The 24617-nt window shown below is 64.5% G+C and carries 29 protein-coding genes; 11 read left to right on the top strand and 18 right to left on the bottom strand.

Going from position 1 to position 24617, the window contains the following annotated elements:
* The first annotated feature begins 68 nt into the window (after nucleotides 1-68).
* Entirely contained in the window at nucleotides 69-2273 is a 2205-nt protein-coding gene (locus J2S45_RS02245) for an NADP-dependent isocitrate dehydrogenase (protein WP_307634411.1), read from the top strand.
* Here the strand turns inward: J2S45_RS02245 and focA are convergent.
* From focA to J2S45_RS02230, 3 genes are all read right to left on the bottom strand, one after another.
* Nucleotides 2242-3123, bottom strand: a complete 882-nt coding sequence (focA, locus tag J2S45_RS02240) for a formate transporter FocA (protein ID WP_307634410.1) — start codon at nucleotides 3121-3123, stop codon at nucleotides 2242-2244. The two genes, J2S45_RS02245 and focA, sit on opposite strands and share 32 nt — an antisense overlap.
* A gap of 189 nt (nucleotides 3124-3312) precedes the next feature.
* Nucleotides 3313-4929 (bottom strand): hypothetical protein, encoded by a 1617-nt coding sequence (locus J2S45_RS02235; RefSeq protein ID WP_307634409.1) that lies wholly within the window; start codon nucleotides 4927-4929, stop codon nucleotides 3313-3315.
* A gap of 93 nt (nucleotides 4930-5022) precedes the next feature.
* Nucleotides 5023-5652 carry a TIGR03085 family metal-binding protein gene (locus tag J2S45_RS02230; RefSeq protein ID WP_307634408.1) on the bottom strand — a complete coding sequence of 210 codons (630 nt, stop codon included), beginning with the start codon at nucleotides 5650-5652 and terminating at the stop codon, nucleotides 5023-5025.
* A gap of 109 nt (nucleotides 5653-5761) precedes the next feature.
* On the opposite strand from J2S45_RS02230, the gene J2S45_RS02225 reads away from it, so the two are divergent.
* Complete coding sequence (locus J2S45_RS02225; protein ID WP_307634407.1) at nucleotides 5762-6172, top strand: DUF4870 domain-containing protein; 411 nt, start codon at nucleotides 5762-5764, stop codon at nucleotides 6170-6172.
* A 112-nt stretch (nucleotides 6173-6284) separates the two neighbouring features.
* Complete coding sequence (locus tag J2S45_RS02220; RefSeq protein WP_307634406.1) at nucleotides 6285-6896, top strand: cation transporter; 612 nt, start codon at nucleotides 6285-6287, stop codon at nucleotides 6894-6896.
* Nucleotides 6897-6899: 3 nt separating this feature from the next.
* On the opposite strand, the gene def is transcribed toward J2S45_RS02220, so the two are convergent.
* Nucleotides 6900-7469 (bottom strand): peptide deformylase, encoded by a 570-nt coding sequence (gene def, locus J2S45_RS02215; RefSeq protein WP_296929448.1) that lies wholly within the window; start codon nucleotides 7467-7469, stop codon nucleotides 6900-6902.
* A 274-nt stretch (nucleotides 7470-7743) separates the two neighbouring features.
* Between def and mscL the strand changes: the two genes are divergently transcribed.
* Entirely contained in the window at nucleotides 7744-8127 is a 384-nt protein-coding gene (mscL, locus tag J2S45_RS02210) for a large conductance mechanosensitive channel protein MscL (protein ID WP_307634405.1), read from the top strand.
* A gap of 294 nt (nucleotides 8128-8421) precedes the next feature.
* On the opposite strand, the gene J2S45_RS02205 is transcribed toward mscL, so the two are convergent.
* The 3 genes from J2S45_RS02205 to J2S45_RS02195 form a co-directional block, all read right to left on the bottom strand.
* Nucleotides 8422-9882 (bottom strand): purine-cytosine permease family protein, encoded by a 1461-nt coding sequence (locus J2S45_RS02205; protein WP_307634404.1) that lies wholly within the window; start codon nucleotides 9880-9882, stop codon nucleotides 8422-8424.
* 145 nt (nucleotides 9883-10027) lie between these two features.
* Nucleotides 10028-10618 (bottom strand): nitroreductase family protein, encoded by a 591-nt coding sequence (locus tag J2S45_RS02200; protein ID WP_307634403.1) that lies wholly within the window; start codon nucleotides 10616-10618, stop codon nucleotides 10028-10030.
* 81 nt (nucleotides 10619-10699) lie between these two features.
* Complete coding sequence (locus J2S45_RS02195) at nucleotides 10700-11167, bottom strand: putative periplasmic lipoprotein (protein ID WP_270975018.1); 468 nt, start codon at nucleotides 11165-11167, stop codon at nucleotides 10700-10702.
* Nucleotides 11168-11473: 306 nt separating this feature from the next.
* On the opposite strand from J2S45_RS02195, the gene J2S45_RS02190 reads away from it, so the two are divergent.
* From J2S45_RS02190 to J2S45_RS02180, 3 genes are read left to right on the top strand one after another with little or no spacing between them, the layout of a single operon-like run.
* Nucleotides 11474-12460, top strand: a complete 987-nt coding sequence (locus J2S45_RS02190; RefSeq protein ID WP_296929456.1) for an ABC transporter substrate-binding protein — start codon at nucleotides 11474-11476, stop codon at nucleotides 12458-12460.
* Between the two features lie 33 nt (nucleotides 12461-12493).
* Nucleotides 12494-13564, top strand: coding sequence for an ABC transporter permease (locus tag J2S45_RS02185; protein WP_307634402.1), 1071 nt, complete (start codon nucleotides 12494-12496; stop codon nucleotides 13562-13564).
* A 6-nt stretch (nucleotides 13565-13570) separates the two neighbouring features.
* Entirely contained in the window at nucleotides 13571-14359 is a 789-nt protein-coding gene (locus J2S45_RS02180; RefSeq protein ID WP_296929460.1) for an ABC transporter ATP-binding protein, read from the top strand.
* A gap of 17 nt (nucleotides 14360-14376) precedes the next feature.
* Here J2S45_RS02180 and J2S45_RS02175 read toward each other — a convergent pair whose 3' ends face one another.
* Together J2S45_RS02175 and J2S45_RS02170 are read right to left on the bottom strand one after the other, a co-directional pair.
* Nucleotides 14377-14844, bottom strand: coding sequence for a GNAT family N-acetyltransferase (locus J2S45_RS02175; RefSeq protein ID WP_307634401.1), 468 nt, complete (start codon nucleotides 14842-14844; stop codon nucleotides 14377-14379).
* Nucleotides 14845-14878: 34 nt separating this feature from the next.
* Nucleotides 14879-15232, bottom strand: coding sequence for a hypothetical protein (locus tag J2S45_RS02170; protein WP_296929464.1), 354 nt, complete (start codon nucleotides 15230-15232; stop codon nucleotides 14879-14881).
* 173 nt (nucleotides 15233-15405) lie between these two features.
* Between J2S45_RS02170 and J2S45_RS11085 the strand changes: the two genes are divergently transcribed.
* Nucleotides 15406-16080 carry an HNH endonuclease signature motif containing protein gene (locus tag J2S45_RS11085; RefSeq protein WP_366512633.1) on the top strand — a complete coding sequence of 225 codons (675 nt, stop codon included), beginning with the start codon at nucleotides 15406-15408 and terminating at the stop codon, nucleotides 16078-16080.
* 272 nt (nucleotides 16081-16352) lie between these two features.
* Here J2S45_RS11085 and J2S45_RS02165 read toward each other — a convergent pair whose 3' ends face one another.
* Together J2S45_RS02165 and J2S45_RS02160 are read right to left on the bottom strand one after the other, a co-directional pair.
* Nucleotides 16353-16781, bottom strand: coding sequence for a type II toxin-antitoxin system VapC family toxin (locus J2S45_RS02165; RefSeq protein ID WP_296929466.1), 429 nt, complete (start codon nucleotides 16779-16781; stop codon nucleotides 16353-16355).
* A complete protein-coding gene (locus tag J2S45_RS02160; RefSeq protein ID WP_300048361.1) occupies nucleotides 16778-17011 on the bottom strand; it encodes a FitA-like ribbon-helix-helix domain-containing protein in 234 nt (77 codons plus the stop codon). The genes J2S45_RS02165 and J2S45_RS02160 overlap by 4 nt, the downstream gene beginning before the upstream one ends.
* Nucleotides 17012-17108: 97 nt before the next feature.
* Here J2S45_RS02160 and J2S45_RS02155 point away from each other — a divergent pair, with 97 nt between their 5' ends.
* The gene (locus J2S45_RS02155; RefSeq protein WP_296929468.1) at nucleotides 17109-17495 is read left to right on the top strand and encodes an iron chaperone; all 387 of its coding nucleotides are present in this window, start codon (nucleotides 17109-17111) and stop codon (nucleotides 17493-17495) included.
* 182 nt (nucleotides 17496-17677) lie between these two features.
* On the opposite strand, the gene J2S45_RS02150 is transcribed toward J2S45_RS02155, so the two are convergent.
* Nucleotides 17678-17977, bottom strand: a complete 300-nt coding sequence (locus J2S45_RS02150; protein ID WP_296929471.1) for a HigA family addiction module antitoxin — start codon at nucleotides 17975-17977, stop codon at nucleotides 17678-17680.
* 12 nt (nucleotides 17978-17989) lie between these two features.
* Nucleotides 17990-18271, bottom strand: a complete 282-nt coding sequence (locus J2S45_RS02145; RefSeq protein ID WP_307634400.1) for a type II toxin-antitoxin system RelE/ParE family toxin — start codon at nucleotides 18269-18271, stop codon at nucleotides 17990-17992.
* Between the two features lie 215 nt (nucleotides 18272-18486).
* On the opposite strand from J2S45_RS02145, the gene J2S45_RS02140 reads away from it, so the two are divergent.
* Nucleotides 18487-18966, top strand: coding sequence for a dihydrodipicolinate synthase family protein (locus J2S45_RS02140; RefSeq protein WP_307635425.1), 480 nt, complete (start codon nucleotides 18487-18489; stop codon nucleotides 18964-18966).
* 83 nt (nucleotides 18967-19049) lie between these two features.
* On the opposite strand, the gene J2S45_RS02135 is transcribed toward J2S45_RS02140, so the two are convergent.
* The 3 genes from J2S45_RS02135 to ychF all read right to left on the bottom strand — a co-directional run bounded on the left by J2S45_RS02135 (nucleotide 19050) and on the right by ychF (nucleotide 20826).
* On the bottom strand, nucleotides 19050-19343 hold the full coding sequence (locus J2S45_RS02135) for a type II toxin-antitoxin system YafQ family toxin (protein ID WP_307634398.1): 294 nt from the start codon (nucleotides 19341-19343) through the stop codon (nucleotides 19050-19052).
* 6 nt (nucleotides 19344-19349) lie between these two features.
* Nucleotides 19350-19622, bottom strand: a complete 273-nt coding sequence (locus tag J2S45_RS02130) for a type II toxin-antitoxin system RelB/DinJ family antitoxin (RefSeq protein ID WP_307634397.1) — start codon at nucleotides 19620-19622, stop codon at nucleotides 19350-19352.
* A 106-nt stretch (nucleotides 19623-19728) separates the two neighbouring features.
* Nucleotides 19729-20826 carry a redox-regulated ATPase YchF gene (gene ychF / locus J2S45_RS02125; RefSeq protein ID WP_296932441.1) on the bottom strand — a complete coding sequence of 366 codons (1098 nt, stop codon included), beginning with the start codon at nucleotides 20824-20826 and terminating at the stop codon, nucleotides 19729-19731.
* 192 nt (nucleotides 20827-21018) lie between these two features.
* Here ychF and J2S45_RS02120 point away from each other — a divergent pair, with 192 nt between their 5' ends.
* Nucleotides 21019-22248 carry a DNA recombination protein RmuC gene (locus J2S45_RS02120; RefSeq protein ID WP_307634396.1) on the top strand — a complete coding sequence of 410 codons (1230 nt, stop codon included), beginning with the start codon at nucleotides 21019-21021 and terminating at the stop codon, nucleotides 22246-22248.
* Between the two features lie 78 nt (nucleotides 22249-22326).
* Here the strand turns inward: J2S45_RS02120 and rsgA are convergent, their stop codons facing one another.
* Nucleotides 22327-23397, bottom strand: a complete 1071-nt coding sequence (gene rsgA / locus J2S45_RS02115; protein ID WP_307634395.1) for a ribosome small subunit-dependent GTPase A — start codon at nucleotides 23395-23397, stop codon at nucleotides 22327-22329.
* A gap of 27 nt (nucleotides 23398-23424) precedes the next feature.
* A complete protein-coding gene (locus J2S45_RS02110; RefSeq protein WP_407702498.1) occupies nucleotides 23425-24516 on the bottom strand; it encodes a 4-hydroxy-3-methylbut-2-enyl diphosphate reductase in 1092 nt (363 codons plus the stop codon).
* Nucleotides 24517-24617: the final 101 nt, after the last annotated feature.

The raw sequence follows: 24617 nt of genomic DNA, 5'->3' as shown, positions 1-24617 counted from the left end.
TCTCACATGGAGCGCAAGAATCAGATAATCTTGAGATCGAGAGAAATGTTGTCCGCGAAGGAGACCTCATGACCCGGATCATCTACACCCACACCGACGAAGCCCCCATGCTCGCCACCGCCTCCCTGCTGCCGATCATCGAGGGCTTTACCGCCCAAGCCGGCATCGACGTCGAACAGCGCGATATCTCCCTGGCCGGGCGCATCATCGCCGCCCTGTCCGACTTCCTTCCGCAGGATCAGCGTCAGCCCGACGCGCTCGCCGAACTCGGTGAGCTCGCCGGCCGCCCCGAGGCCAACATCATCAAGCTACCCAACATCTCAGCCTCCATCCCGCAACTGAAGGCCGCCATCGCCGAGCTCCAGGCCGAAGGCTACGCGCTGCCCGACTACCCCGAGGCCCCCGCCACGGACGAGGAACGCGAGATTCGCGCCCGTTACGACGCCGTCAAGGGCTCGGCCGTCAACCCTGTGCTCCGCGAAGGAAACTCCGACCGCCGCGCCCCCCAAGCCGTCAAGAACTACGCCAAGGCCCACCCGCACTCGATGAAGCCGTGGTCGCCCGACTCGCGCACCCGAGTTGCCACCATGGAGGGAGGCGACTTCCGCGCCAACGAGATCAGCGCCGTCGTCCAAGGTGAGGGCACGGCACAGATCGTCTTCGTCTGCGCGGACGGTGAGCGCGTGCTACGCGAGCTCCCCGTGGCCGACGGGGAGGTCTTCGACGCCACCAAGATGGAGGCCGGCGCGCTCGACGAGTTCCTGGCCGCCACCGTCGCCGAGGCGAAGTTCTCCGACGTGCTCTACTCCCTCCACTTGAAGGCCACCATGATGAAGGTCTCCGACCCGATCATCTTCGGCCACGCCGTGCAAGCCTTCTTCCCCCAGACCTTCGCCGACTACGGAACCCAGCTCGCGAGCGCGGGCCTGTCCCCCAACGACGGCCTCGGCTCGGTGTTCGCAGGGCTCGCGGCGCTGGAGAACGGCGCCGAGATCCGCGCGTCCTTCGAGCGTGAGCTCGCCACCGGCCCCGGCCTGTCGATGGTGAACTCCGAGCGCGCCATCACCAACCTTCACGTTCCCTCCGACGTGATCGTGGACGCCTCGATGCCGGCCATGATCCGCAACGGCGGCAAGGCCTGGGGCCCGGACGGCGAACCGGCCGACACCCTCGCCGTCATCCCCGACTCGAGCTACGCCGGCGTCTACGAGGCCGTCATCGAGGACTGCAAGGCGAACGGGGCCTTCGACCCGACCACGATGGGCACCGTCCCGAACGTCGGCCTCATGGCGCAGAAGGCCGAGGAATACGGCTCGCACGACAAGACCTTCGAGATTTCCGAGCCCGGCCGCGTGGAGGTGCGCAAGGACGGCGAGGTGCTCCTGAGCATCGAGGTCGCTGCGGGCGACATCTACCGCTCCTGCCAGACCAAGGACGCCCCCATCCGCAACTGGGTCTCCCTCGCCGTGAGTCGTGCCCGCATTTCCGGAATGCCCGCCGTGTTCTGGCTCGACCCGGAGCGCGCCCACGACCGCACGATCCGTGCCAAGGTGGAGGCCTACCTGCTCGAAGAGGACACCACCGGGCTCGACATCCGCATCATGTCCCCCGTGGAGGCCACGCGCTTCACGCTCGAGCGCATCCGCAAGGGCGAGGACACGATCTCGGTGACCGGCAACGTGCTGCGCGACTACCTGACCGACCTGTTCCCGATCATGGAGCTGGGAACGTCGGCGAAGATGCTCTCCGTGGTCCCGCTCATGGCCGGCGGCGGTCTGTTCGAGACGGGTGCGGGCGGCTCGGCCCCCAAGCACGTCGAGCAGCTCATCAACGAATCGCACCTGCGTTGGGACTCCCTCGGCGAGTTCCTGGCACTCGCCGAGTCGCTACGGCAGCTCTCCCGCTACGCTGATAACCCGCGCGCCGCGATCCTCGCAGACGCGCTCGACCGCGCCACCGAGACGCTGCTGAGCGAGGGCCACTCGCCGCAGTACAAGACCGGCACGCCCGACACCCGCTCCTCGCACGCGTGGCTCGCCATCTACTGGGCCGACGAACTCTCGAAGTCCGACGACGCCGACGTCGCCGCCACCTTCGCGCCCTTCGCCAAGGCGCTCGCCGAGGGCGCCGAGGACATCGAGGCCGAGCTGCTCGCCTCGCAGGGCAAGCACTCCGGGATCCAGGGCTACTACCATCCGGATAAGGCGCAGGTGGAGGCCATCATGCGCGCCTCGGCCACGCTCAATTCCGTGATCGACGCGATGCGGAAGTAGCCCCCGCCTTCGCGTGCGTCCACCAGAAGAACAGCCCGATCAGCAGCCCGCCGCCCACGATGTTGCCAAGCGTGACGGGGATGAGGTTGTCGATCAGGAATGAGTCAACGGTGAGGGTAGCGGTGGCGCTCGGCTCCAGGCCGAGCGCCACCGCGCCGTCAGAGGCCCAAAACTGCGGACCCGCCACCGCCCTCGTGGCAATCGCCATCGGGATGAGGAACATGTTCGCCACCGAGTGCTCGAAGCCCGTGGCCACGAACAGGGCGACCGGGGCGAAGGCGGCCAGGATCTTGTCGGTGGTGGTCTTTCCCGTGTAGGCGGCCCATATGGCTAGGCACACCGCCATGTTGCACAGGATGCCGAGTACGAATGCCTGCCCCCACGTGTGGGAGAGCTTCGCCATCGCGGCGCTCATCGCCGCCGCGCCCCACGCGCCCTCGCCCTGCATGTAGGTGCCGGAGGCCACGATGAGCGCCGCCAACGTCACGGCACCCGCGAAGTTGCCCAGGTAGACGATCCCCCAGTGCTTTGCCCACTGCCGCAGGCCGATCCGGCGCTCGGCAAGCGGGACGAGGGTCATCGTGGTGGAGGTGAACAGGTCCGCTCCCGTGAGGATCACCAGGATCAGGCCAACCGAGAATGACAGCCCGCCCACCAGCTTGGCCAGCCCATACCACGCGTGGGATGCGCCCATCTGCGTCGTCGTGTAGAAGACGAAGCCAAGCCCGATGAGGACTCCTGCCATGACCGCGAGCGCGAAGGATTTACGCGCCGGGGAGGTGGCCTTGTGGTACATCTGCTCGGCCAGGTAGACGGCGGTTTCATCAGCGGTACGGGAGATCGTGGACATGGCCAACCTTCTGCTCGGTATCGGGGACACCCTATCTTAAGTTACCCGGCCGTATAATCCGCGATTGAGCCACCCCCGACACTTCACTTGAATATGCCGGCTACCGATCGCTATACGGGCCTGGCCGCCTTCAGATTCATGACTTGCGTCGGAGTCCGGCGTCGTCACCGGTGTCGAAGCCCGGCGTCGCTACTGGTAGGAGACGAAGTCCGGACGCGGCTGAAGCTGGTAGGTCTGCTCGGGAGTGAGCATCGGCCGGTCCTCGTCGTAGAAGTTCTTCCAGCCCCAATGCTCCACGCTCGGCGCGTTCTCCAGCAAGGTCTGCCAGGTGCTGGCCTTCGCCTCCTGCGTGCCCTGCCCATCCACGTGAATGAGATAGGCCAGTTCCGCTCGGCTTTGGTCGAGCTGGTCGATGTCGCGCAGCATCTGCACCTGGAACTGGTGCAAGACGAGCAGCTTCTGCGGCAAGGCGTTCTCGCGCACGAAGTCGGCCAGGTAGGACACGACCGCGTTGACCTCGGCGATGTCGACGTGCCCGCTCTGGGCAAGCGGTAGCTCGCCGGCGTGCAGGCGCCACTCGGGGTCGAGCGCCACGCCCACATTCGGGTAGGCCAGCAGCTCCTCGTAGGCCTTGACCTGGCTGAGGAAGTCGGAACGGCCCGGCTGGAAATCGAGCACCACGTACTGGCCGGCCGCCTGCGCCGCCTCAATGAGCGGCTTGAAGCCCTCGGGATCCCACTCGGTGGAGTAGTTGCCGTCCCCACCCGGGCCGCCGGAGGCCACCGTCACGATGATCTCGAGTGCACCGATCACCTTCTCGTCGGTGAGGGCGCCGTATGAGGCCGCCGTCTCCCCCGCGCGGGCGACCGTCTCCTCCACCCCCTGCTCGCCGAGCACGCCCAGGGCGCCGTTATGGGGCGAACCGTAGAGCGCCACGTAGCGCTTGCCCCCGAAGACCAGCTGCCCTCCCCCAGGAAGCTGCACGCCCGACGCCGCCGTCGCGACCTTCCAGTCCAGGTCCGGGTCCTCGGCGGCGAAGCTCGCCACCACTCCCGTCGCCTTTCCCAGCGCCGCCACCATCTTCGCATCCGCGCGCGGGTCGGGCCCCGAGAGCAGGGCCCTCCCGCCGGCACCGACCGACGTGCCGACGGCGGCCAGGTTAGTCCCGTCGGTCAGCACAACCGAGCCGGGTGAGCGCCTCGCGGCACCGACGTCGATTTTGAAGGCGGAAGCGGAGGCGGGTTCCTCGTCGTAAATGACGGTGCCGAGCGTGGTCAGGGCCTCCTCGACGCCCTCGTCTCCCGCGAGATCACCCACGTATGTCAGGCGAATGCCGAGCCCGTCAGCCACCGCCCGCGCACCGGCGGCAAGCGGAAACACGTCCCGACCTGAGCCCCACTGCGCATCCGGGGCGACGCCGTCGGCAAGGACCACCCTCACACCGAGGCGGTCGAGCTCATCCCTGACCTGCTGTGTCGGCTCGGCGCCGGCCAGGAGCACGGGGATGCCGAGCGCGGCGGCGTAGGAGGTCGCCGTCCACGAATCCTCAGCGGCCACAATCGCCACCTGCGCCGAAGTGAATCCCGCCGTGGATGCCTCGATCGATGCCGCGACGGGATCAGCAGGCAGGATCACCCGCTTGACCGGTTGGGCCACGGCAAGAGGCTGCGGGTCGGGTGTAGCTGCAGCGTTCGGCGTCGTGGAGGGTCCGGGCGAGAGCTGCACGGCGGCGTCGTCGCGTCCGAGCGCGATGGCGGCGATCCCGGCCAACACCGCGACGACCAGCACCACGAGCAACTTCTTCATTCTTCACCCCTCGCGCTCAACGCTACTCCGCGTCCGCCGCTAGTTCATGCCGGCACTACTTCAGGCCGTCACTACTTCAGGCCGGGGCAGACGCTAGAGCCCCCTTCGCAGATCGGGTGCGCCCTGCGGAGCGATGGTGACGTGGGCGGCGTCTCTGCCGTAAACCCACAGGAGCACCTCACCCGGATCACCCGTCACGGTCACGACGCCGCCTGCCGCCGACTTCGGATGCAGGTCCAGCGTAAGACGGCCAGGGATGCGCAGCTGCACCGGGTGGGGCGCGCGGCGGAGGATGAACCGCGGTGCCACCATCACCGCCTTCGTCAATGCCGCCTGCTCGTGCCCGCTCAGTTCCCGGGCCGGGACCAGCGTGCCGTCGACCATCCACTGACCTCGCCGAACGTCTTCGTGATGGACGAAGTGCTCCGCCAGGTTCATCCACCGATCCACAATCCGCACAGGGCTAAACCTGCCCGGGCCCTCCGCCCACGCTTCCACCAGCTCGTCGTACGGGCGGGCCAACACCTGGGAGGTGACCGTGTCCAAATGCCCCTGCGCCGCCGCGACGAACATCCCTGCCGCCGCGTCCGGGCGATTCTCGCGGATCCACAGGTGGGCCGCGAGATCCCGTGTGGCCCAGCCCTCGCACAGCGTGGGCGCCTCGGGCCCCTTGGCGATCAGGAGGTCGGCGAGTCGACGTCGTTCATCATGAGAAAAGCTCATAGGTTTAGCCTAGACCAGATGCCACCGAGCCACGGTTGGAAGTTGGCCGGAGGCGATATTGGCAACTCTGCCTATACGTGCGGGCGGTAGATATAGAACAATGAGCAATATGACTGAGTACGAACCCTACAAGTACGCCAACCCCGACTACGCCTACCCCTCGGCCGTCAGCTCCGCCGACCGCTCGTGGGCGATGCTCGCCCACCTGTCCGCCATCATCGCGTGGGTGGTCTCCGCTGGCTGGGTCTCCTTCATCGGCCCCATCGCGATCTGGTTCCTGAAGAGCGACCGGCCCTACGTCCGCCGCGCGGCTGCCCAGTCCTTCAACTTCAACCTAGGCATGTGGCTGATGTCGGTCGTCGGCTGGATCCTCATCTTCACGCTCATCCTTCTGCCCGTCGGCGTCATCCTCATCATCGCGAGCTTCATCCTCACCGCCTGGCACCACATTCGGGCCACCATCGCGGCCTCCAACAACCGCCCCTACCACTACCCCTACCAGATCAAGATCCTCAGCTAACCGGTTGCGGCTGGTTGCCGCGGGCGCCCTTTCCCACGGGTGAGGACGCGCCCGCCGTCGTCGAATGAAAACCGGCCCGGTGGCATGCGGGCGGTGTGTCTATACTGGCTTCGTGACTTCCCCATCCCAGGCGGTTCGCCGCGTCATCCTCGCCGTCGCCCTCCTCAACCTGGCCTACTTCTTCGTCGAATTCGTCATGGCGATCGAGCTGGGCTCGGTGTCCCTCTTCGCCGACTCCGTCGACTTCCTCGAGGACACCGCGATCAACCTGCTCGTCTTCTTCGCCCTCGCCTGGTCGGCGACGGCACGACGCCGGGCGGGTAGCGCCCTCGCCCTCATCATCCTCGTACCGGCGATCGCCGCCCTGGTGACCGCCGTCGCGAAGATCATCCATCCCGCGGTGCCCGAGCCGGGCGCGCTCACGGTCACGGCGGTCGCCGCACTGGCCGTCAACGTGACCTGCGCCGTGTTACTCATGCGTTTCCGCGACCACGACGAGGGCGCTGGCCTCGTGCGCGGCGCCTGGCTCGCCGCCCGCAACGACGCCCTGGCCAACCTGCTCATCATCGCCGCCGGGCTCGCCACCGCGTTCGTGTACACCGCGTGGTTCGACATCGTCGCCGGGCTGATCATCTCCTACATCAACTTCAGCGCCTCCCGCGAGGTGTGGCAGGCTGCCCGCTTCGAGGGCGACCCGATGGAGCTCCTCGACGACGACGATTAGCGGCTACTCCTCCGGCTCGTAGGGCGAACCCGGGCCCGGCATCCACTTAATGCCCGGCACATTCCACTTCTCCGCCTTCATCACCTGCGTCACCCGCTTGGCGAGCTTGCCCTGGAGACGATCCACGTAGATGCGACCCTTGAGGTGGTCATATTCGTGCTGGAGGATGCGGGCAAACCAGCCGCGCGCCTCCAACTCGTACCATTCACCCTTCTCGTTTTGCGCACGAAGCAGAGCGTAGGGGGAACGGCGGATCGGGAAGGAGTATCCGGGGAAGGACAGGCACCCCTCGGAGTCGGCGTGCTTGTCCGGTTCAATCGTGTCAATCGGCTCGATCAGTAGCGTGGGGTTGATCGCGACGCCGCGCTCGGGTCCGTCGTGCTCGTCGAAGACCCACACGAACATCGCCTTATCCAGGCCGATCTGGGGTGCGGCCAGCCCGACGCCGGGGGCCGCGACGGTGGTTTCGTACATGTCCTCCACCAGCTGGGCGAGGTCGGCGTCGAACTGTGTGACGGGCTCGGAGACCTTGTGAAGAACGGGGGAACCATAGACGTGAATCGGATAGATCATGGGACTAGGTTACGCCATCGCGAGCTGCCAGCGTCATCAGGCCGCAAAGACGGCCGACGCGACTCGGGAGGAGAAGGGATCTTCCCATACGCGCCATACCTGCCATACACGCCAATGATTTCTGGAACAGCTCCATTGTGAATTGACAGACACAGCCATGGGGAATCCCATCCGCCGGGCACCTACTGGCTACGCTGGTCACGGCAGCAAGGGCGCCTGTTGCGCACTTGTTGCGTTGATCGGCTCCCTTCTCACACACGTTAGAAGGAACATCATGCTTAAGGGCTTCAAGGAATTCATTTCGCGCGGCAACGTGCTCGACCTCGCAGTCGGCGTCATCATCGCCACCGCTTTCTCCGCCATCGTCAAGGCGCTCAACGAGGAGATCCTCATGCCGCTTATCGGCGCCATCTTCGGCAAGCCGAACTTCGACCACATCTGGACCATCAACATCAACGGGGCCAAGATTCTCCCCGGCACCCTCATCACCACCACCGTCAACTTCCTCATCGTCGCCGCCGCGATCTACTTCTTCATCATCGTCCCGATCAACAAGCTGAAGAAGCCCGCGGAGCCGGTCGAGGAGACCCCGGTCAAGACCGACGAAGCCGTCCTTCTTGAGGAGATCCGCGACCTGCTCGCCCGCCAACAGAACTAGGGCGTCGGGGAATCATGAGGGGCGGCTGTCCGGTCGGACGGCCGCCCCTCATCCCGCACGGGCCGACACAACTCATGAATCTCAGGCCAACCAGGCCCATATAGCAACCGGCAGCCGACATATTCAAGTGAACTGTCGGCAGGTGGCCCACATCCTCAGGTGAACTATCGACGACAGGCCCAGGCCCGTCACTGGCAAAGCCCCGGCGCTGAGCCGAGGTCGGCGCACCACCAAGCCAGGCTGGCGCGCCACCAGGCCCGGAGGAGAACTCGCCGCCCGCTAGGCGGCGTACCCCTACCGCTCTTGAGCGCTCACCTTGCCTTTGCCCAGGCCGAGGTAGCCGACGTAGCCGAGTACGAGGGCGACGATCACGCCGATGTTGCCGGCTGCCCACACGGAGTCGCGGCCGCCGACCACGCCCAGCAGGTAGCCCTGCCAGTTGTTCCACGCGGCGTCCTCGGCGAAGCCGTTCACCACCAGGCCCCAGCCGATCACGCAGGCCACCACCATGAGCGCGATTGACGCCCAGTTGTAAGCCCCGTAACGACCGGACGGCTCGAAGAGGGCCGCCTCGTCGTAGTCGCGCTTGCGCAGCGTGATGTCGGCCATCATGATTCCGGCCCACGCCGCGAGCGGCACACCGAGCGTGATGAGGAACGATTGGAAGGGCCCGATGAAAGTGGGCGAGAAGAACACCACGAACACGGTGCCCGCAGTAAGGATCACGCCGTCGATGAGGGAGGCCGCCGGCCGCGGGATCTTGATCCCGAGGGTGAGCAGCGTCAGGCCCGAGGAGTAGATACCGTTGATCGCGCCGGAGAGCAGCGCGAGGATCGCGGTGATAAGGAACGGCACGAGGAACCACGTGGGCAGCAGTGCGGCGAGGGCGCCCACCGGGTCGTTGCCGACGTTCTCGGCGAGTACCGGATCCGAGCCGGCGAGCAGCAGTCCGAACGTGATCAGCACGACCGGCCCAAGCGAGCCACCGAAGGTGTTCCAAAAGACGATCTGCCCGCCGCTGGCGTCGCGCGACTGGTAACGGGCCCAGTCGGCGGCGATATTGATCCAGCCCAGGCCCATGCCGGTCATCACCATCGTCATTGCACCGATCATCTGCGCAGGCGAGCCGGAGGGGATGTCGAGGACGGCGCCCATGTCAATATGCCCGACCGCCAGGAAGATGTAGATGATCGTGGTGATGCCGGTGAGCCATGTCAGCACGGACTGCATTTTCATGATGATGTGGTATCCGGCTACGGCGCCGAGCACGATGAGGGTTGCTACGACGACGGCGGCGCCGATACGCACACCCACTGAGCCCTCCTCGGCCCAGCCCAGCCGGGCGAAAATGGTGGAGGTGGCGAGCACGGCGGTGATCGCGAGCATGGTCTCCCAGCCGATCGAGGTCAGCCAGGAGATGACGCCGGGGATCTTCGCGCCCTTAACGCCAAAGGCGGCGCGCGACATGACCATGGTGGGCACGGAGCCACGCTTGCCGCCGATCGCGATCACTCCGCACAGGAAGAAGGAAAGGATCACGCCGACGATGGTCACCACCGTGGCTTGCCAGAACGAGATACCGAACCCGAGCACCCACGCCCCATAGGACATGCCGAAAACGGACACGTTGGAGGCAAACCAGGGGAGGAACAAGTTGTGCGGCTTGGCCGTGCGCTCCGATTCCTTGACGATCTCGATACCCACCACCTCGATGCCGAGGGACTTCTCGGTAGGGGGCACATCATCCATTGCCATGTTCACTCCATTCACGGACACTTGCGTGGGGCCTTTGGCTTGTTTCTACCCTAGCCGCGAATGGAAAGGCAATACTATCAGCGGTTTTGAGACAGCCAGCGCGCCGCGATGGCGGCGGGCATCTCCTGGTCCTCCACGGACTTCATCACCCGCGTTCGCGGCCTTGCGGCATGTGTCCGATGAACTGGTCGGGGTTGAGCGGCGGGCGGTGCGACTCGTCCAGGCGCTGACGGTGGGAGGCGTCGATGTCACCCACGTACAACCAGCCCATGAGTAGCTCGTTCTCCGCTAGGCCATGCGCCTTGCGCACCTGCGGTGCGTTCGCGAAGATGCCCGTCCGCCACATCACTCCCCAGCCCGCCTGCCACAGCGCGAGCTCGAGCAGGTGCCCCACGCCGGCCGCGGTGGCGTGCTGTTCCCACGTCGGCACCTTCTCGTGCTCGACGGGGCTCGCCACCAGCGCGATGAGAAGCTCGGCGCGGAATGGCTTGGGATTGACCTCCCCCTCCGGGCGCTCGATTCCCTGGGCGGCATCGAGGGCACGCGCCAACGTCAGTCGGTCCTCCCCGCGCATGAGGATGAGTCGCCACGGGCGTAGCGACTTGTGGTCGGCCACGTGTGTGACGGCGGCGAGCAGGGTGCGAATCTCCTGGTCCGACGGCGTGTTCGGCCCGACCTTCGAGACGGATCGGCGGTGCGCGATTGCATCCAGGACGGGGTCATCGATGAACTTCATGGCGGACTCCAAACGTAGACACGTCAGGGGAGTCTACGTTTTACCAGCACCTACGCTGTAGGGTCCTATGCTGGCGGCGAACTACTGCCCGGTGGCCGGCTGGCACTTCATGGCCGCCTCGAACAGCACCGACAGGTCGGCGTCGCTCGGCGTCGTCGTCGGGTCGCTGATCAGCGTGTTGAGGGTGTCGGCCGAGAGCTTGTCGTAGGCGAAGTCAGCCATGCACTGGGCCGCCTCGTTGATCTGCGCCGTCATCTCCGGGTCGCTCGTCTTGCCCTGCTGCTCGAGCGCGGCGTTCGCGCCCTTAAGAAGCACCGCCTTGAACTCCTCCTTCGAGGCCTTCGGATTGCCCTGAGAGTCGACGTCCGAGGAGGCCGTCCCCGTCTGGCCCTGAGCCGGCTCCGTGGTTTTTTCAGCGGCTTGCGTGGTGGCCTCGGTGCTCGGCGTTGCCTGGGTGCTCGCCGAGCTCGTCTGCGCGGGCCCCGGATCGGTGTTTGCGCACGCGGTAAGGCCAAGTGCCAGTGCGAACGCGAATGCCATCTTCTTCATGTGTCCTCCATCAACGGGTGGTCACCATAAAACCACATCCGAGGCGGCCGGCGCATCCGCACGAGCCGGCGCTGGCCCAATTCTCACGGCGCTGCCGCCTTGAAGTGGCGCTGCCGCCTTGGAGTGGCGCGGCACGTTTCGCGCGGCCGCTGCGGTGGGGAGGCTAGGCGCCGCCGTCGTGGGGGGGCAGTCATCGTGAGGGGGCCGTCGTCGTCGACGACGCACCGAGTCCACATCCTGAAACCGGTGTCCCGATATCTGGCTCGCGTCTAAAGTTGCTGTACACGCACTAAGGAAGGGCCCACCATGAAACGACGCGGTTTCCTCGCACTCATCGCAAGCGCCACCCTCCTGCTCTCCGCCTGCTCCGGCGGATCGGGGTCCGGCTCAGGATCGGGCACTTCCGGCGACGCCGACTACGCCATCGCCATCACCCAGATCGTCAGCCACCCCGCACTCGACGCCTCTATCGAGGGCTTCAAGGAGGCGATCGCCGACGCCGGACTGAACGTCGCCTACACCGAGAGCAACGCCAACAACGACCAGACGATCGTCGCCTCGATCGCCGGGACGTTAGCCAAGGACGACTACGACCTCATCCTCGCCGTCGCCACCCCCATGGCCCAAGGAGTCGCCCAGGCCGTGGCCACCACCCCGGTGCTCTTCACCGCCGTCACCGACCCGGTCAGCGCCGGGCTCGTCGACTCCGTCGAAGCCCCGGGCGCGAACGTCACCGGCACCACCGACGCCAACCCCGTGCGCCAGCAGCTCGAGCTCATCAAGGAGATCCAACCCGACGCCGCCTCGATCGGCGTCGTCTACCACTCCGGCGAGGCAAACTCGATCGTGCAGGTGGGCTGGTTGAAGGAGGCCGCCGCCGACCTCGGACTCGAGGTGAAGGAGGCCACCGTCACCAACACCTCCGAGGTGCAGCAAGCCGCCGACTCCCTCGACGTCGACGCGATCTACGTCCCCACCGACAACACGGTCGTCTCCGCGATCGACTCGGTGCTCGCCATCGGCGAATCGAAGAGGATCCCGGTCTACTCCGCGGAGGGCGACACCGTGAAAAACGGCGCTATTGCCACCTACGGCCTGTCCTACCACGCCCTCGGCTACCAGACCGGGGAGATGGCCGTACGCATCCTGCAGGGCGCCGACCCCGCATCCATGCCGGTGGAGAGCCAGAAAGACCTCCTCCTCTACCTCAACCTCGCGGCCGCCGACCGCATGGGCGTGACGATCCCGGACGACGTCGTGGGGCGCGCCGAGACCGAGAACATCTACAAGTAACCCGGAGGGCGCCGCCTTCCACGGAGGAGCATCATGGTCACCGCGATTGAACTGGGCCTGCTGTACGCCATCATGGCGCTCGGCGTCTACCTGACGTTCCGCATCCTCGACTTCCCCGACCTGACCGTGGACGGCAGCTTCGCCACCGGCGCGGCGACGACGGCGATCACGGTGGTCAACGGCGTCGACCCGATCCTGGCCACCGTCGCGGGCTTCGCCGCCGGCATGGCCGCCGGAGCCGTCACCGGCATCCTACACACGAAGGCCAACATCGACGGGTTGCTCGCCGGCATCCTCACCCAAATCGGGCTGTACTCGATCAACATCCGGATCATGGGTGCGCCCAACATCTCGCTCCTGCGCGAGGACACGCTCATGTCTCCCCTGCGCGAGTCCGGGTGGCTCGGGGCGGGCAGCTGGATCGGCTCGCTCATCCTCCTGCCCGCAGTGCTCATTATCCTCGGGCTCATCGTCTGGTTCCTCCACACCGACCTCGGCCTGGCCATGCGCGCCACCGGCGACAACGCCCAAATGATCCGCTCCTTCGGCGTCTCCACCGACACGCAGAAGATCCTCGGCCTGTCGATCTCCAACGGGATGGTCGCCCTGTCCGGCTCGCTAGTTGCCCAATACCAAGGCTACGCAGACGTGTCGATGGGGATCGGCATCATCGTGGCCGGCCTGGCCTCCGTGATCATTGGCCAGGCGATCATCGGACGCCTCAACGTCTTCCGGGCCGCCTCCGCCGTCGTGCTCGGCGCGATTCTCTACCGCGTGGTGCTCTCCCTCGCGATCGACGCCGGCCTCAACCCCACTGACACCAAGCTCATCTCCGCTGTGCTCGTCATCATCGCGCTCGTCGTGCCGCAGATGAGCTTCCTGCGGCGTGTACCCAAAGCATTCAGGCCCAAGAGCGAGGACGCGCTACAAAATCCAAGCATCCTGCCCGACGACCTCGCGGCACGTGTCACGGCCGGCGAGACCGGCGCGGGCGGCGTCGTGGGCGCGGCTGATCCGGGCGGCGTCGTGGGCGCGGCTGATCCGGGCGACGTCGTGGGCGCGAGCGGCCGAGACGCAGCCGACGGGCCCGAAGTTGGAAAGTAGGCACACATGCTGGAACTGACGAACGTATCGAAGACCTTCTTCCCCGGCACCGTCAACGAGCGGCGAGCCGTGACGAACCTAGATTTCACGATGGAGCGCGGTGAATTCGTGACCATCATCGGCTCCAACGGCGCCGGAAAGTCCACGCTCCTGAACCTCATCTCCGGCTCGATCCGCACAGACTCGGGCACAGTCCGCATCGACGGGCGGGACGTGACCAAGCTGAACGACCACCAGCGCGCAAGCTTCGTGGGCCGAGTCTTCCAGGATCCACAGGCGGGCACCGCCCCACACATGAGCGTCGAGGAGAACCTGGCAATCGCCTACCGGCGCGGGCATGGACGCAGTTTGGCCTGGGCGTTGACAGGCAAGCGTCGCGCACTGTTTCGCGAGCAGCTGCAGATCCTGGAGCAGGGCCTGGAGGGCCGACTCGATGACTGGGTGGGGCTTCTGTCTGGCGGGCAACGCCAGTCACTGTCATTGCTCATGGCGACGTTTACCCAGCCGCAAGTGCTGCTACTCGACGAACACACCGCCGCGTTGGACCCGCAGCGCGCCGAGCTCGTCACTCGGCTCACCGAGGAGCTCGTGGCCCGCGACAACCTCACCACCCTCATGGTCACGCACAACATGGAGCAGGCCCTCGCGCTCGGCAACCGGCTCATCATGATGCACGAAGGGCACATCATCTTCGATGTCGCCGGCAAGGAGAAGGCCTCCATGAGCGTGGCCGATTTGCTCGAACGTTTCGCATCGGCGAAGGGCGCGCTGTCGGATCGCACACTCCTGGGGTAGGCCACGGGGGCGCGGTTTTAGAGCGGTTTGACCATGATCAGACACGGCGATTCCTCGCCCCACAGATCCGTCTCTTCCAGCGCGAGGAAGCCGAACTTCTCGTAGAAATGGCGAGTTCGGGCGTAGCCGGCATCGGGGTCGGAAGCACCCAGGGTCTTGACCTCGAGCATGCGGACGCCGCGGCGAACGGCGTCGGCCTCAATGGCCTCCAGCATCGCAGTCCCGACGCCGGAACCTTGCACCTCCCGGTCGACCACTATGAGGTGGATCTCCGCGACATGCGGGAAGTGGCGATCGACGAGCGTGACGCCGAGGACCCTACCCGCAGAGTCGCGGACCGACCACGTCTCCATCGTGCGTGCCGCGTCAACGTAGCCCGCGTTGGCCTCCGCGATCCCAAACCATTCGGGGAGGGTGTCGAGAAGCCGGGCGACGTCGTCGGGAAGGGGCTGATCGCGGGTGGCGAGCCAAGGAACGCTACTCATGGTCACCAGTTAACACCCCATGGGCGCGCCGCTGCTAGAACAGGCTCTTCCGGTATTCCTCTTCATCCCAGAGGACCACGTAGGCCTGCGGGTGGCTGGGCAGGTAGTGGACGGTGACCTTGTCGGCGAGGAGGAGGTCGTCGGGGTTGGCCGGGTCATACCTGACGACCATGGGCCTGCCCACCTCAAGATGAGACAGCATATTTGGCTGGACAAGCGTCCGAAACTTGCCAATGAACTCCGGGGAACGCGACGGGGTGACGCGGTGGTAGATGTCGTACTGTGGGACGTCGTTGACTTTCAAGCCCGTGCGGGCCACCTCCACGATGATCGCCGGCGCGATGGCCGTGTGCGTGGCCTCCATCCGGCGCTCGCTCTTCCACCTCAAGGGAGGCATTCGAGGCATTCGCGCAACTAAAGGCGGCCCCAGAGGCCCTTGCACTTCTCTCGCTCTTCGCTGACATCGCGGACCTCCGAGCACAGTCCGATTTTTCAGCATCCTGTCTGCCGGGGAGACGTTGGCCATCTCCCTGGAGACACCTATTCACAGTCTCGGTCGGCATGGCGCAGGTTCTCTTCGCTGCCATTGATCGTTCTACTGGGAAGATCGATTCCGTCACCTTTTACGGAGTAACTGATGCAGATACCTCCTGGCTCCATCGCGTGCACTCCCTTGATAGGCAGAACCTTACTATCAGCCCCTCACATCTTCGGGGTAATCCGACCGCTATTACGGTAGAAGGCGCTCTCAATCTGGAGCTCTTGTACTCCCCCGAGGCGCGGACTTTCATATTTGATCGAGTCAACGAGCTAAGGACGGCGTTCCCTCACCCCCGCAGAGATGATTGGCACAACCCTTGGCTCTGGGGTGCGGTTGGAGATCCGGAGCATATTGAGCCTTCTTCGAAAGCGGGAGATGAGATTGACGAGGAATGGGATGTCACATCTGCGGACACCCACGGCGTTACACGTCGCCGCACCAGTCAAGCCAGATTCCGACATCTACTGCTGGAGCAGGGGCCACAAGAATGCGCGATTTGCGGGATAACACTCCTTGAAGTGCTCGAGGCCGCACATATCATGCCTCACGCTGAGGGCGGAAGAGCTAGCAGCGAGAATGGGCGTTTGCTTTGCGCCAATCACCACAGGGCATTCGATAATGGACTGTATCACTGGACTGGTAACAGCTTTACGTGGGTTGGACTCGGTGACGAGCCAATCTTGGGGGCAAGGTAGCGACAGGTGCGTAAGTGAACTCTGTTCCTCAGACGCGCAAAGACCTGGTAACCCCACAACCGCTGAACACTCTGGCACCAATCAAGAGGGCAAAACACTCATTATTCCAGCCTTGTTCTGCCCCCGTGACTCCCACGGGCCTACGGGCGGCGTCGGGCCGGACTAGCAAGGGGATCGGCGTCAAAGATCAGGACCCTGTAGCTTTTCGTTCGCGTTTTGGGCCTCTTTGGGCTCAGAATCCTGACATTTGACGGGCTGCGAGTCTGCCCGCGCTATTCGAGGCCAGTCCGCCACGGATCGATCAGGCGCACACCCGTGTGGGCGAAGTCGTTGACATTGCGGGTGGCGCACGTTGCCTCGTGCGCGAGGCAGATGGCCGCGATCTGGGCGTCGGCTGTGGAAATCGGCGCTCCGGCCTTCTTGCGCGCGGCAAGAACGTCGGCATAGGAGCGGGCGGCGGCCTCATCGAAGGGCAACACCGCGCGCGTGTGCCTGTAGGGCTGGAGGGATAATTCGATATGTTTCGCGAGCTCGTCCTTGCGGCGCCCATCCGGGAGCATCCTGACACCGGCCAGGAGTTCGGCGATCGTCACGGTTGTCACCGCGACACTGCCGGTCAGCGATTCGACCCACGCAACAACACGCACATCTGGCGATGGCCGCAGAAGCTCTGAGATGACGTTCGTATCGAGAACTATCACTCGAAGTTCACCCACCTCGCGGCGTCCTCCCGAGCCGGGATCGGCAGATCATCGACTCCGCCGGTAGCGCGGCCAGCCGCAAGGAATGCCACGCCGATATTGGGACGGCGGACAGCTTTGGTCAGGATGTCGCGCGCTTCGGCTTCCATTGACCGGCCGTTCTCCTTGGCTTGGGCCGCAAGCTGCTGCTTGACCCCGTCATCGAGGCCACGAACGATGATAGACGCCATGAGCACCCCCTCTTGCTATCGCTCATGATAGCAAGAGATGAAGGGAGTCCGGCTAGTCCCCTGCCACTACCGTGGTCCGGAGCCGTACACTCGTGCCATGGCACTGAAAACCCTTGACGAATTCCTGGCCACCATCCCCGAAGGCGAGAAGCGGGACCGCATGGTTGCCGTCCTCGACTGGGTGCGCGAACACTACCCGCAGCTGGAGCTGCGCATCGCCTGGAATCAGCCGATGTTCACCGATCACGGCACGATGATCGTGGGCTTTTCAGCGGCCACCAAGCACATGGCCATGGCCCCCGAACGCCACACCATGATCCACTTCGAAGACGAGATGAAGGCCCGTGGCACCGACTTCGGCAAGATGTTCGCCCGCCAGCCGTGGGCGAAACCGTTCGACTATGAGCTGCTCGGCATGTTCATCGATTACCAGCTCGAGACGAAGAAGAACGTGACGAGCTTCTGGATGCCTCAGGAGCAGTAGCGCCCGGGCCGTCAGCCAAACCTGCGGACGGCGGCATCCGTTTGGCATGTTTCACGACGCCAACCCGCCCCGTCCTTGCGCTCCCCAACTTAAACATTTGTTGCAGTAAATTTTCCACTACTTTCCAGTTCGTGTTCCAGTTCGTTCCAGCTGACCCCTCGGTTGCCCAACAGGCCTAGCCCCTATGCCCCGCGGGCGATGGGCGTGATCCGATCCAGCTCGCCCGCGAGCGTATCCATCTCAACCTCCAGGTCGTAACGCGACTGCAAGTTGATCCAAAACTGCGCACTCATCCCGAAATACCGGCCCAGACGCAAGGCCGTATTGGCAGTAATGCGACGCTTGCCGTGAACAATCTCGTTGATCCGACGCGGAGGAACCCCAATCTCCACGGCAAGCTTGTTCTGCGTGATACCCATCGGCCCGATGAACTCTTCCAAGAGGACCTCACCGGGCGAGATCGGCGGAATCTTCTTCCCCATCATTCACCCCTCCTAGTGATAATCGACGATCTCCACTTCACTCGGACCCCTGGAAGTCCAAACGAAGCAGACTCGCCACCGATTGTTGATTCTTATGCTGAATTGGCCAGCCCGGTCCCCCTTGAGGGCTTCGAGCCGATTTCCTGGCGGAATTCTCAATTCGTTGAGATCCACCACCGAATCGAGTAAGCGCAGTTTTCGTAGCGCCTGCCGGTGCAACCGCGAATCGAGCCACCTCACCGGCTGTCGCAGGTAGAGGGCCTCGGTGTCCCGGTCGGCGAAAGAAATGATCACAAATCAAGTATATAACGCCTTGCGTTAATAACGCCAGCCGTTATACACAGGAGTCGAGACCGCTCGCCAGACCGGCGCCGGAACGACAAAGCCAGCCCACCCGCCGCAAAGTCAGGGCCTTCGACCCATTGCGTCAACAACCGCACCCCCGTAGAGCTGCGATCGTTCCCAGGATCGTTTCCGATAACGTTCCACCAACCACAAGGAAGTGAGACATCCAGCTCGAGATCGCCGCCCTGCCGGGTGTGCATTACACGAAGAACGGCGTGCGCAACATGAAGCGTCGGGACACCGAGATCCCGGTGCTGCGCGAGGCCTTCCCGGATCTGACGATCATGAGCTGCCACGACGAGTACCTGCTCCACACCATCTTCGACGTCGACGGCCTCCTGGTCGGTTACGGCAACATCGCCCCGGAGCTTCTCATCAAGCTCCTCAAGGCCGGCCAGGCCCACGATTACGACGCCGCCCGCGCGGTTCACGACCAGCTCCTGCCCGTCACGAAGACGGTCTACCACCGCGGCTCGCACATGGAGGGAACGGTCGCGCTCAAGGAAGCCCTCGTTGCCCGAGACGCCCTCGAGACCGCGTCGGTCCGCTCGCCCCTCATGCCGCTTGCCGACGGCGCCCACGAGGAGATCGCTGCCGCCGTCGTATTCCTGTCCACCCAACTCGAGGACGGAAACACGGGGTGAACCTTTATCGACCTGATCCTCGTCTCCATCCCGGCAACCTTCCTCGGCACCATGGTGACGGCAAGACGTCGCCGCGATGTTGGCTATCTGAAAATCTGGTCGTGGGTGCCGGTGCGCTGAAATACCGCTAGGCCATTCCCGGTTTTCCAAATGAGCAACCAGTCTCCCGCATTAGCCACGTGGCATTCATTTGCACCTCGCCATTTGCCTTTGAGCACATGCATATTGTGTCTGCGCTTTAGCCCCTCGATCGATTCACGCGAATTCTCCAACACCAGTTCGATTACTTGACGCAACGGTTGCATATCAGTATGGCGGCGTTTAAGGAGCTTCACATCTTTCTGGAAGGATTTCGTGTAGTCAGGGGTGAGCGCCATACCGCATCAAATCCCCAAATCGGAAAATACCTCATCAGCATTTGAGAAGCGACCCGTGCCACCACGGGCGATAATCTCATCGGCTTCACGTATAGAGGCGAGCGATTCCTCGTTGGGCTCGGGATAGGAAAGGCGTAAAGGAATGCGCTGCTCGCGAACCATCTGCCGATAGAAAGCGCGCGTCACCGACGAGAGATCAAAACCAAAATCCTCAGCAATCCTAGTAGCCGCCAGTTTTGTATCTGCATCCACGCGAACAGTCACCGAAGCCATCGTCATAGACATCACCTCATTTCGTAAGACAATCTAATACTATCGCCTTACGTGGATGCGTTTCAATAGTCGCTAGCTTATCCAAGAGGATTTGATCATCGCCCAGTTCGCCTCATTTCTTGCCGCCAGACGTAAGCCCCGTGCGGAATTCAACGACGTCGCCGTCCGCCATCACGTAGTCTTTGCCCTCCATGCGCACGCGACCGTGCGCCTTGGCCTCGGCCATCGAGCCGTACTCGACCAGCTCGTCGTAGGAGACCACCTGCGCCTTGATGAAGCCACGCTCGAAGTCGGTGTGGATAACTCCGGCGGCCTGCGGCGCGGTCCAGCCCTTGTGGATGGTCCAGGCGCGCGCCTCCTTCGGGCCGGCCGTGAGGTAGGTCTGCAGGCCGAGCGTGTCGAAGCCGACGCGGGCCAGCTTATCCAGGCCGGACTCGTCCTGGCCGGTGGACTCGAGCAGTTCACGGGCCTCGTCCGGCTCGAGCTCGATGAGCTCGGCCTCGAACTTGGCGTCGAGGAAGATCGCCTCGGCGGGTGCGACCAGCGCGCGAAGTTCTTCCTGCATGGCGGAGTTGGCCAGCCCGTCGTCGTCCGTGTTGAAGACGTAGATGAAGGGCTTGGTAGTCATGAGCTGGAAGGACTTGAGGATGTCCTGGTCGAGGTGGGTGCCGGCGGAGGAGAGGGTCTTGCCGTCGTAGAGGATCTCGAGCGCGTCCTTGGCGGTTTGCAGATGCTCGGGGGTGATCTTCTTACCGGTCAGCTCCTTTTGAAGGCGCGGGAGTTGCTTCTCGAGGGTCTGAATGTCGGCGAGGACGAGCTCGGTGGTGATCGTGTCGATGTCGGACTTCGGGTCCACCTTGCCGTCCACGTGCGTGACGTCCGGGTCGACAAATGCGCGCGTGACCTGGCAGATCGCGTCGGCTTCGCGGATGTTGGCGAGGAATTGGTTGCCGAGGCCCTCACCCTCGGACGCGCCGCGCACGATCCCCGCGATATCCACAAACGACACCGTGGCCGGCAGAATCTTCTGCGAACCGAAGATCTCGGCCAGCTTCTCCAGGCGAGGATCAGGCAGGGGCACGACGCCGACGTTCGGCTCGATCGTCGCAAACGGGTAGTTCGCGGCCAGCACGTTGGCGCGGGTCAGGGCGTTGAAGAGAGTCGACTTACCGACGTTGGGTAGTCCGGCAATACCAATTGTTAAGCTCACGCCCCCAGTCTAGTTGCCGCACGTTTCTTTCCCAAAGCGGCGGGCTTTCGCACGACGGCGGCCGGTCACGACGGCGGGCGGCCCGCAGCTACCGCACGACGGCGGCCGGTCACGACGGCGGCCGGTCCGGCCAGCGCCGAGGTCAGAGCGGGCGACGAAATTTTTGTCGGAGGGCGGCGATAGTGTGGATTCATGATCTCGACACCTATCTTTATCGTATTCGTGGCACTCGCGGCGGCGCTGGGCGCGGCACTCGGGTGGCTTGCGGCGTCCTCACGGGCAGGCGCGTCGGCCACTGCCCGCGCCGAGGAGGCGGCTGCCCTCCGGGCACGGGCGGCGCAGGCCGATGCCCGCGCCGAACGTCTCCTCGAGGAGAATGAGGGGCTGATCGAGCGTTCACGCGCCGACGCCAACATTCTCCAGGCGCTCTCCCCCATTACCCAGCAGCTCGAGCGGGTCAGTGCTCACGTGCGTAGCCTAGAGACGACCGCGGCCTCACAGCACTCGGAAATGGTCACGCACATGCGCCGTGAGGCACAGATCGGCGCTGAGCTATCCACGGCTACGGCCTCCCTCAACGCGGCCCTGCGCTCCACCACGGCGCGCGGCCAATGGGGCGAAGTCCAGCTTCGTCGAATCGTCGAGGCGGCGGGAATGCTCGAACACGTGGATGTCGACATCCAGGTCGCCTCAAAGCGCTTCGCCGGCGGGAAGGGCAAGGATTCTACGCTCCGGCCGGATGCGATCATTCACCTGCCCGGTGACGGGCACCTCGCCATTGACGCGAAAGCCCCCATGAACTCCTACCTGCTCGCCATGGAGGTCCCCGCCGACGATCCCGGTGCGCTCAAGGAGCGCACGGATCTGTTAGACAAGCACGCCAAGGCCCTTCGCGCCCACGTTGACGAGCTCGTCAAGCGCAACTATCCGGGTGACTTTCCGGACTCGCCTCAGGTCACAGTCCTGTTCCTCCCCTCGGAGGCACTGCTCGCGCAGGCCACCCAAGCTGATCCAACCCTGCTCGAATACGCCCTCGGCAAAGGGGTTGTGCTGGCATCACCTTCCTCACTCTTGGCGATCCTGCGCACGGTGGCGTCGGTGTGGACGTCCGCGGCGGCATCGGCCGAGGCTCGGGACATCGTCGAGCTAGGGCGCACCCTGGTCGAACGCATCTCCGTGGTGGTCGGCCATCTCGAGCGACTGGGCAAGAGCCTCGGCCAATCGGTCAACCACTACAACGCCGCCGTGAGCTCCATCGAATCACGGCTTCTCGTCTCGGCGCGCTCGCTGTCCTCTCTCCAGCTAAGCGCGCCACACAAGCTGGACGCGCCGCCACCCGTGAGCGAGGACAGCTCCCAGGTGAGGGCCTTTCGCTCCCCCGAGCTGTCCGCCAGGGAGGAGTCGATGCCAGAGCCGCAATAGCAAGACCAGAAATAACGCGATGCAACAAGCACCATTATTTGGGCAAGATGGCGGATATGACGCCGCCCTGGTGTTGGTTCAGCGGCCCTTATTGCGCATCATCGCCCTGCGCCCCGACTGGTTCTCTCGGGTCTTTTGGCGATCTTCCTGGCGGGCGACGCGGGCATTCTTACGGGCAATGTTGCGAACTGCCTCGGCCTTCATGCGGATGAAGCGCTCCACCTCGTTGGGATCGAGCGTTCCGTCTTCCATCGCCTGCCTGACCGCACACCCGGGTTCGCCGGTGTGGGTACAGTTGGCAAAACGGCAACGCAGTTGGGAGATCCCTGGGAAGACGGACTCCACTGCGCCGACATCACCGACCGCACCCACCGCTCGCACGCCGGGATTGTCAATAATGATGAATTGATCCGTGGCAAAAACCTGCCGGTGAGTTGTGGTGTGCCTGCCCTTGGCGTCCACCTCACGCACCGCACCCACCGCGCTCGATGCACCCGTCAAGAGGTTGATCAGAGTCGTCTTTCCGGCACCGGAGCGCCCCAGCACGCACATCGTTGCGCCTTGAGGGATCTCGGCCGCCAGGTCTGCGACCGTCTCCTCGTCCAGCGCGGAGACGAACCGGACGTGGGGGAACTTCGCCTCGAGCGGGCCGCGGAACCGTGAGATTTCCTCGTCGTCCACCAGGTCGGTCTTGGTACACACTATCCATGGCTCTACTCCCGCGCTCTCCGCGAGCGCAGCCAGTCGCTCCACGCGCCCAAGCGAGAAGGTGGGAACAAACGGCTCAATGACCAGTGCGATGTCCACGTTCGCCGCAATCAGCTGTTCTTTTGAGTCCCGCCCGGCAGACGGGCGTGTGATGAGGGTACGGCGTGGCACGAGGGCGTGGACGCGCTCGTCGTCGAGCATGAGCCAATCCCCCACAGCCGGCGGATAGTCCTCTCCGTAGGCGGACATCAACGCACCATCGACCTTGAGGCGCAGGTCGGCGCGCGGCTCGCCGTCGTCGGTCACGGAAACGACGTCGACGTGGCTCTTGTGCACGTTGACCACGCGCGCCAGCGACAGCGGCATGCCGCTCATCGCGGATTCCACGGCCACGTGGGCGCGCCAGGCGGGGCTCCACCCCACGCTCACAATTTCACTCAATCAATACTCACTTTCGATCCGCGTCGCCTAGGCGCCCGCGATGTTGCCGGTCCCGCGCGCGTTCGATACCCGGCCGCGCTCGCCCACGCTACGTGCGCGATGCGGGCGGTCGGGTTCCACGCCCACGGCCTTCAGATCGGCGCGCAGGTTCTTCGGCAGGGAGAACTGCACATCCTCCTGGACGGTGGTCACAGGAACAACCTCCGTGTAGCCGCGGGCCTTGAGCGCCTCGACCACGTCTCGCACGAGGATCTCCGGAACGGACGCCCCCGAGGTCACGCCCACGGTCATGGCTCCCTCGAACCACTCGGGTCTAAGCTCGTCGGCTTTGTCCACGCGGTAGGAGGCGCCGGCTCCCGCCTCCAGCGCCACCTCCATGAGGCGCACCGAGTTCGAGGAATTTGCCGAGCCAACGGTGATGACCACGTCTGATTCGGGTGCCATCTTCTTGACCGCCACCTGGCGATTCTGGGTGGCGTAGCAGATGTTGTCGCTCGGCGGGTCGATGAGGTTGGGGAAGCGTTCACGCAGGGCGCGCACGATCTCCATGGTCTCATCCACCGAAAGGGTGGTCTGCGAAATCCACGCCACCCTATCCGGGTCGCGCACCTCCACCCCCGCCACGTCCTCGATCCCGTTGACGATGTGGATGTGGGAGGGTGCCTCGCCGTACGTGCCCTCCACCTCCTCATGTCCGGTGTGACCGATGAGGAGGATATCGTAGTCGTCGTCGGCAAAGCGGATGGCCTGCTTGTGAACCTTGGTCACAAGCGGGCAGGTCGCGTCGATGGTCTGCAGCTGGCGACGCTCGGCCTGCCTGTGGACCTCGGGCGAGACGCCGTGTGCGGAGAAGACCACACGCGCACCCTCGGGCACCTCGTCGGTTTCCTCCACGAAGATCGCGCCACGGGCACTCAGTGTCTCCACCACAAACTTGTTGTGGACGATCTCCTTGCGCACGTACACCGGCGCGCCGTACAGCTCCAGCGCCTTCTCCACTGCGTCCACCGCACGGTCAACCCCCGCACAGTACCCGCGCGGACTCGCCACGAGGATGCGCTTGCCCTCCGGGCTCGGCTCGGAGGGAATGTCCTGCGGGAAGGCCGAGGCGCCGGCCAGGGTGACGGGGAGCTGCTTAATCTCATTCACGCCCAAATCCTATCGGCATTGCAGCCGGCGCGCTCATCTCCGGCCACGCCAGCATTGCGCAAGACCCCGCT

The sequence above is a fragment of the Trueperella abortisuis genome (assembly GCF_030811095.1).
GTDB classification, from domain to species: Bacteria; Actinomycetota; Actinomycetes; order Actinomycetales; family Actinomycetaceae; genus Trueperella; species Trueperella abortisuis.
Note: the sequence above shows the minus strand (reverse complement) of the source record. Positions and strands in the feature narration are given on the sequence as shown.

Coding starts and splice junctions, on each gene's coding strand:
- J2S45_RS02245 (WP_307634411.1), top strand. CDS start 69: ATGACCCGGATCATCTACACCCACACCGACGAAGCCCCCATGCTCGCC.
- focA (WP_307634410.1), bottom strand. CDS start 3,123: ATGTCCACGATCTCCCGTACCGCTGATGAAACCGCCGTCTACCTGGCC.
- J2S45_RS02235 (WP_307634409.1), bottom strand. CDS start 4,929: ATGAAGAAGTTGCTCGTGGTGCTGGTCGTCGCGGTGTTGGCCGGGATC.
- J2S45_RS02230 (WP_307634408.1), bottom strand. CDS start 5,652: ATGAGCTTTTCTCATGATGAACGACGTCGACTCGCCGACCTCCTGATC.
- J2S45_RS02225 (WP_307634407.1), top strand. CDS start 5,762: ATGACTGAGTACGAACCCTACAAGTACGCCAACCCCGACTACGCCTAC.
- def (WP_296929448.1), bottom strand. CDS start 7,469: ATGATCTATCCGATTCACGTCTATGGTTCCCCCGTTCTTCACAAGGTC.
- mscL (WP_307634405.1), top strand. CDS start 7,744: ATGCTTAAGGGCTTCAAGGAATTCATTTCGCGCGGCAACGTGCTCGAC.
- J2S45_RS02205 (WP_307634404.1), bottom strand. CDS start 9,882: ATGGCAATGGATGATGTGCCCCCTACCGAGAAGTCCCTCGGCATCGAG.
- J2S45_RS02200 (WP_307634403.1), bottom strand. CDS start 10,618: ATGAAGTTCATCGATGACCCCGTCCTGGATGCAATCGCGCACCGCCGA.
- J2S45_RS02195 (WP_270975018.1), bottom strand. CDS start 11,167: ATGAAGAAGATGGCATTCGCGTTCGCACTGGCACTTGGCCTTACCGCG.
- J2S45_RS02190 (WP_296929456.1), top strand. CDS start 11,474: ATGAAACGACGCGGTTTCCTCGCACTCATCGCAAGCGCCACCCTCCTG.
- J2S45_RS02185 (WP_307634402.1), top strand. CDS start 12,494: ATGGTCACCGCGATTGAACTGGGCCTGCTGTACGCCATCATGGCGCTC.
- J2S45_RS02180 (WP_296929460.1), top strand. CDS start 13,571: ATGCTGGAACTGACGAACGTATCGAAGACCTTCTTCCCCGGCACCGTC.
- J2S45_RS02175 (WP_307634401.1), bottom strand. CDS start 14,844: ATGAGTAGCGTTCCTTGGCTCGCCACCCGCGATCAGCCCCTTCCCGAC.
- J2S45_RS11085 (WP_366512633.1), top strand. CDS start 15,406: ATGGCGCAGGTTCTCTTCGCTGCCATTGATCGTTCTACTGGGAAGATC.
- J2S45_RS02160 (WP_300048361.1), bottom strand. CDS start 17,011: ATGGCGTCTATCATCGTTCGTGGCCTCGATGACGGGGTCAAGCAGCAG.
- J2S45_RS02155 (WP_296929468.1), top strand. CDS start 17,109: ATGGCACTGAAAACCCTTGACGAATTCCTGGCCACCATCCCCGAAGGC.
- J2S45_RS02150 (WP_296929471.1), bottom strand. CDS start 17,977: ATGGGGAAGAAGATTCCGCCGATCTCGCCCGGTGAGGTCCTCTTGGAA.
- J2S45_RS02135 (WP_307634398.1), bottom strand. CDS start 19,343: ATGGCGCTCACCCCTGACTACACGAAATCCTTCCAGAAAGATGTGAAG.
- J2S45_RS02130 (WP_307634397.1), bottom strand. CDS start 19,622: ATGACGATGGCTTCGGTGACTGTTCGCGTGGATGCAGATACAAAACTG.
- J2S45_RS02120 (WP_307634396.1), top strand. CDS start 21,019: ATGATCTCGACACCTATCTTTATCGTATTCGTGGCACTCGCGGCGGCG.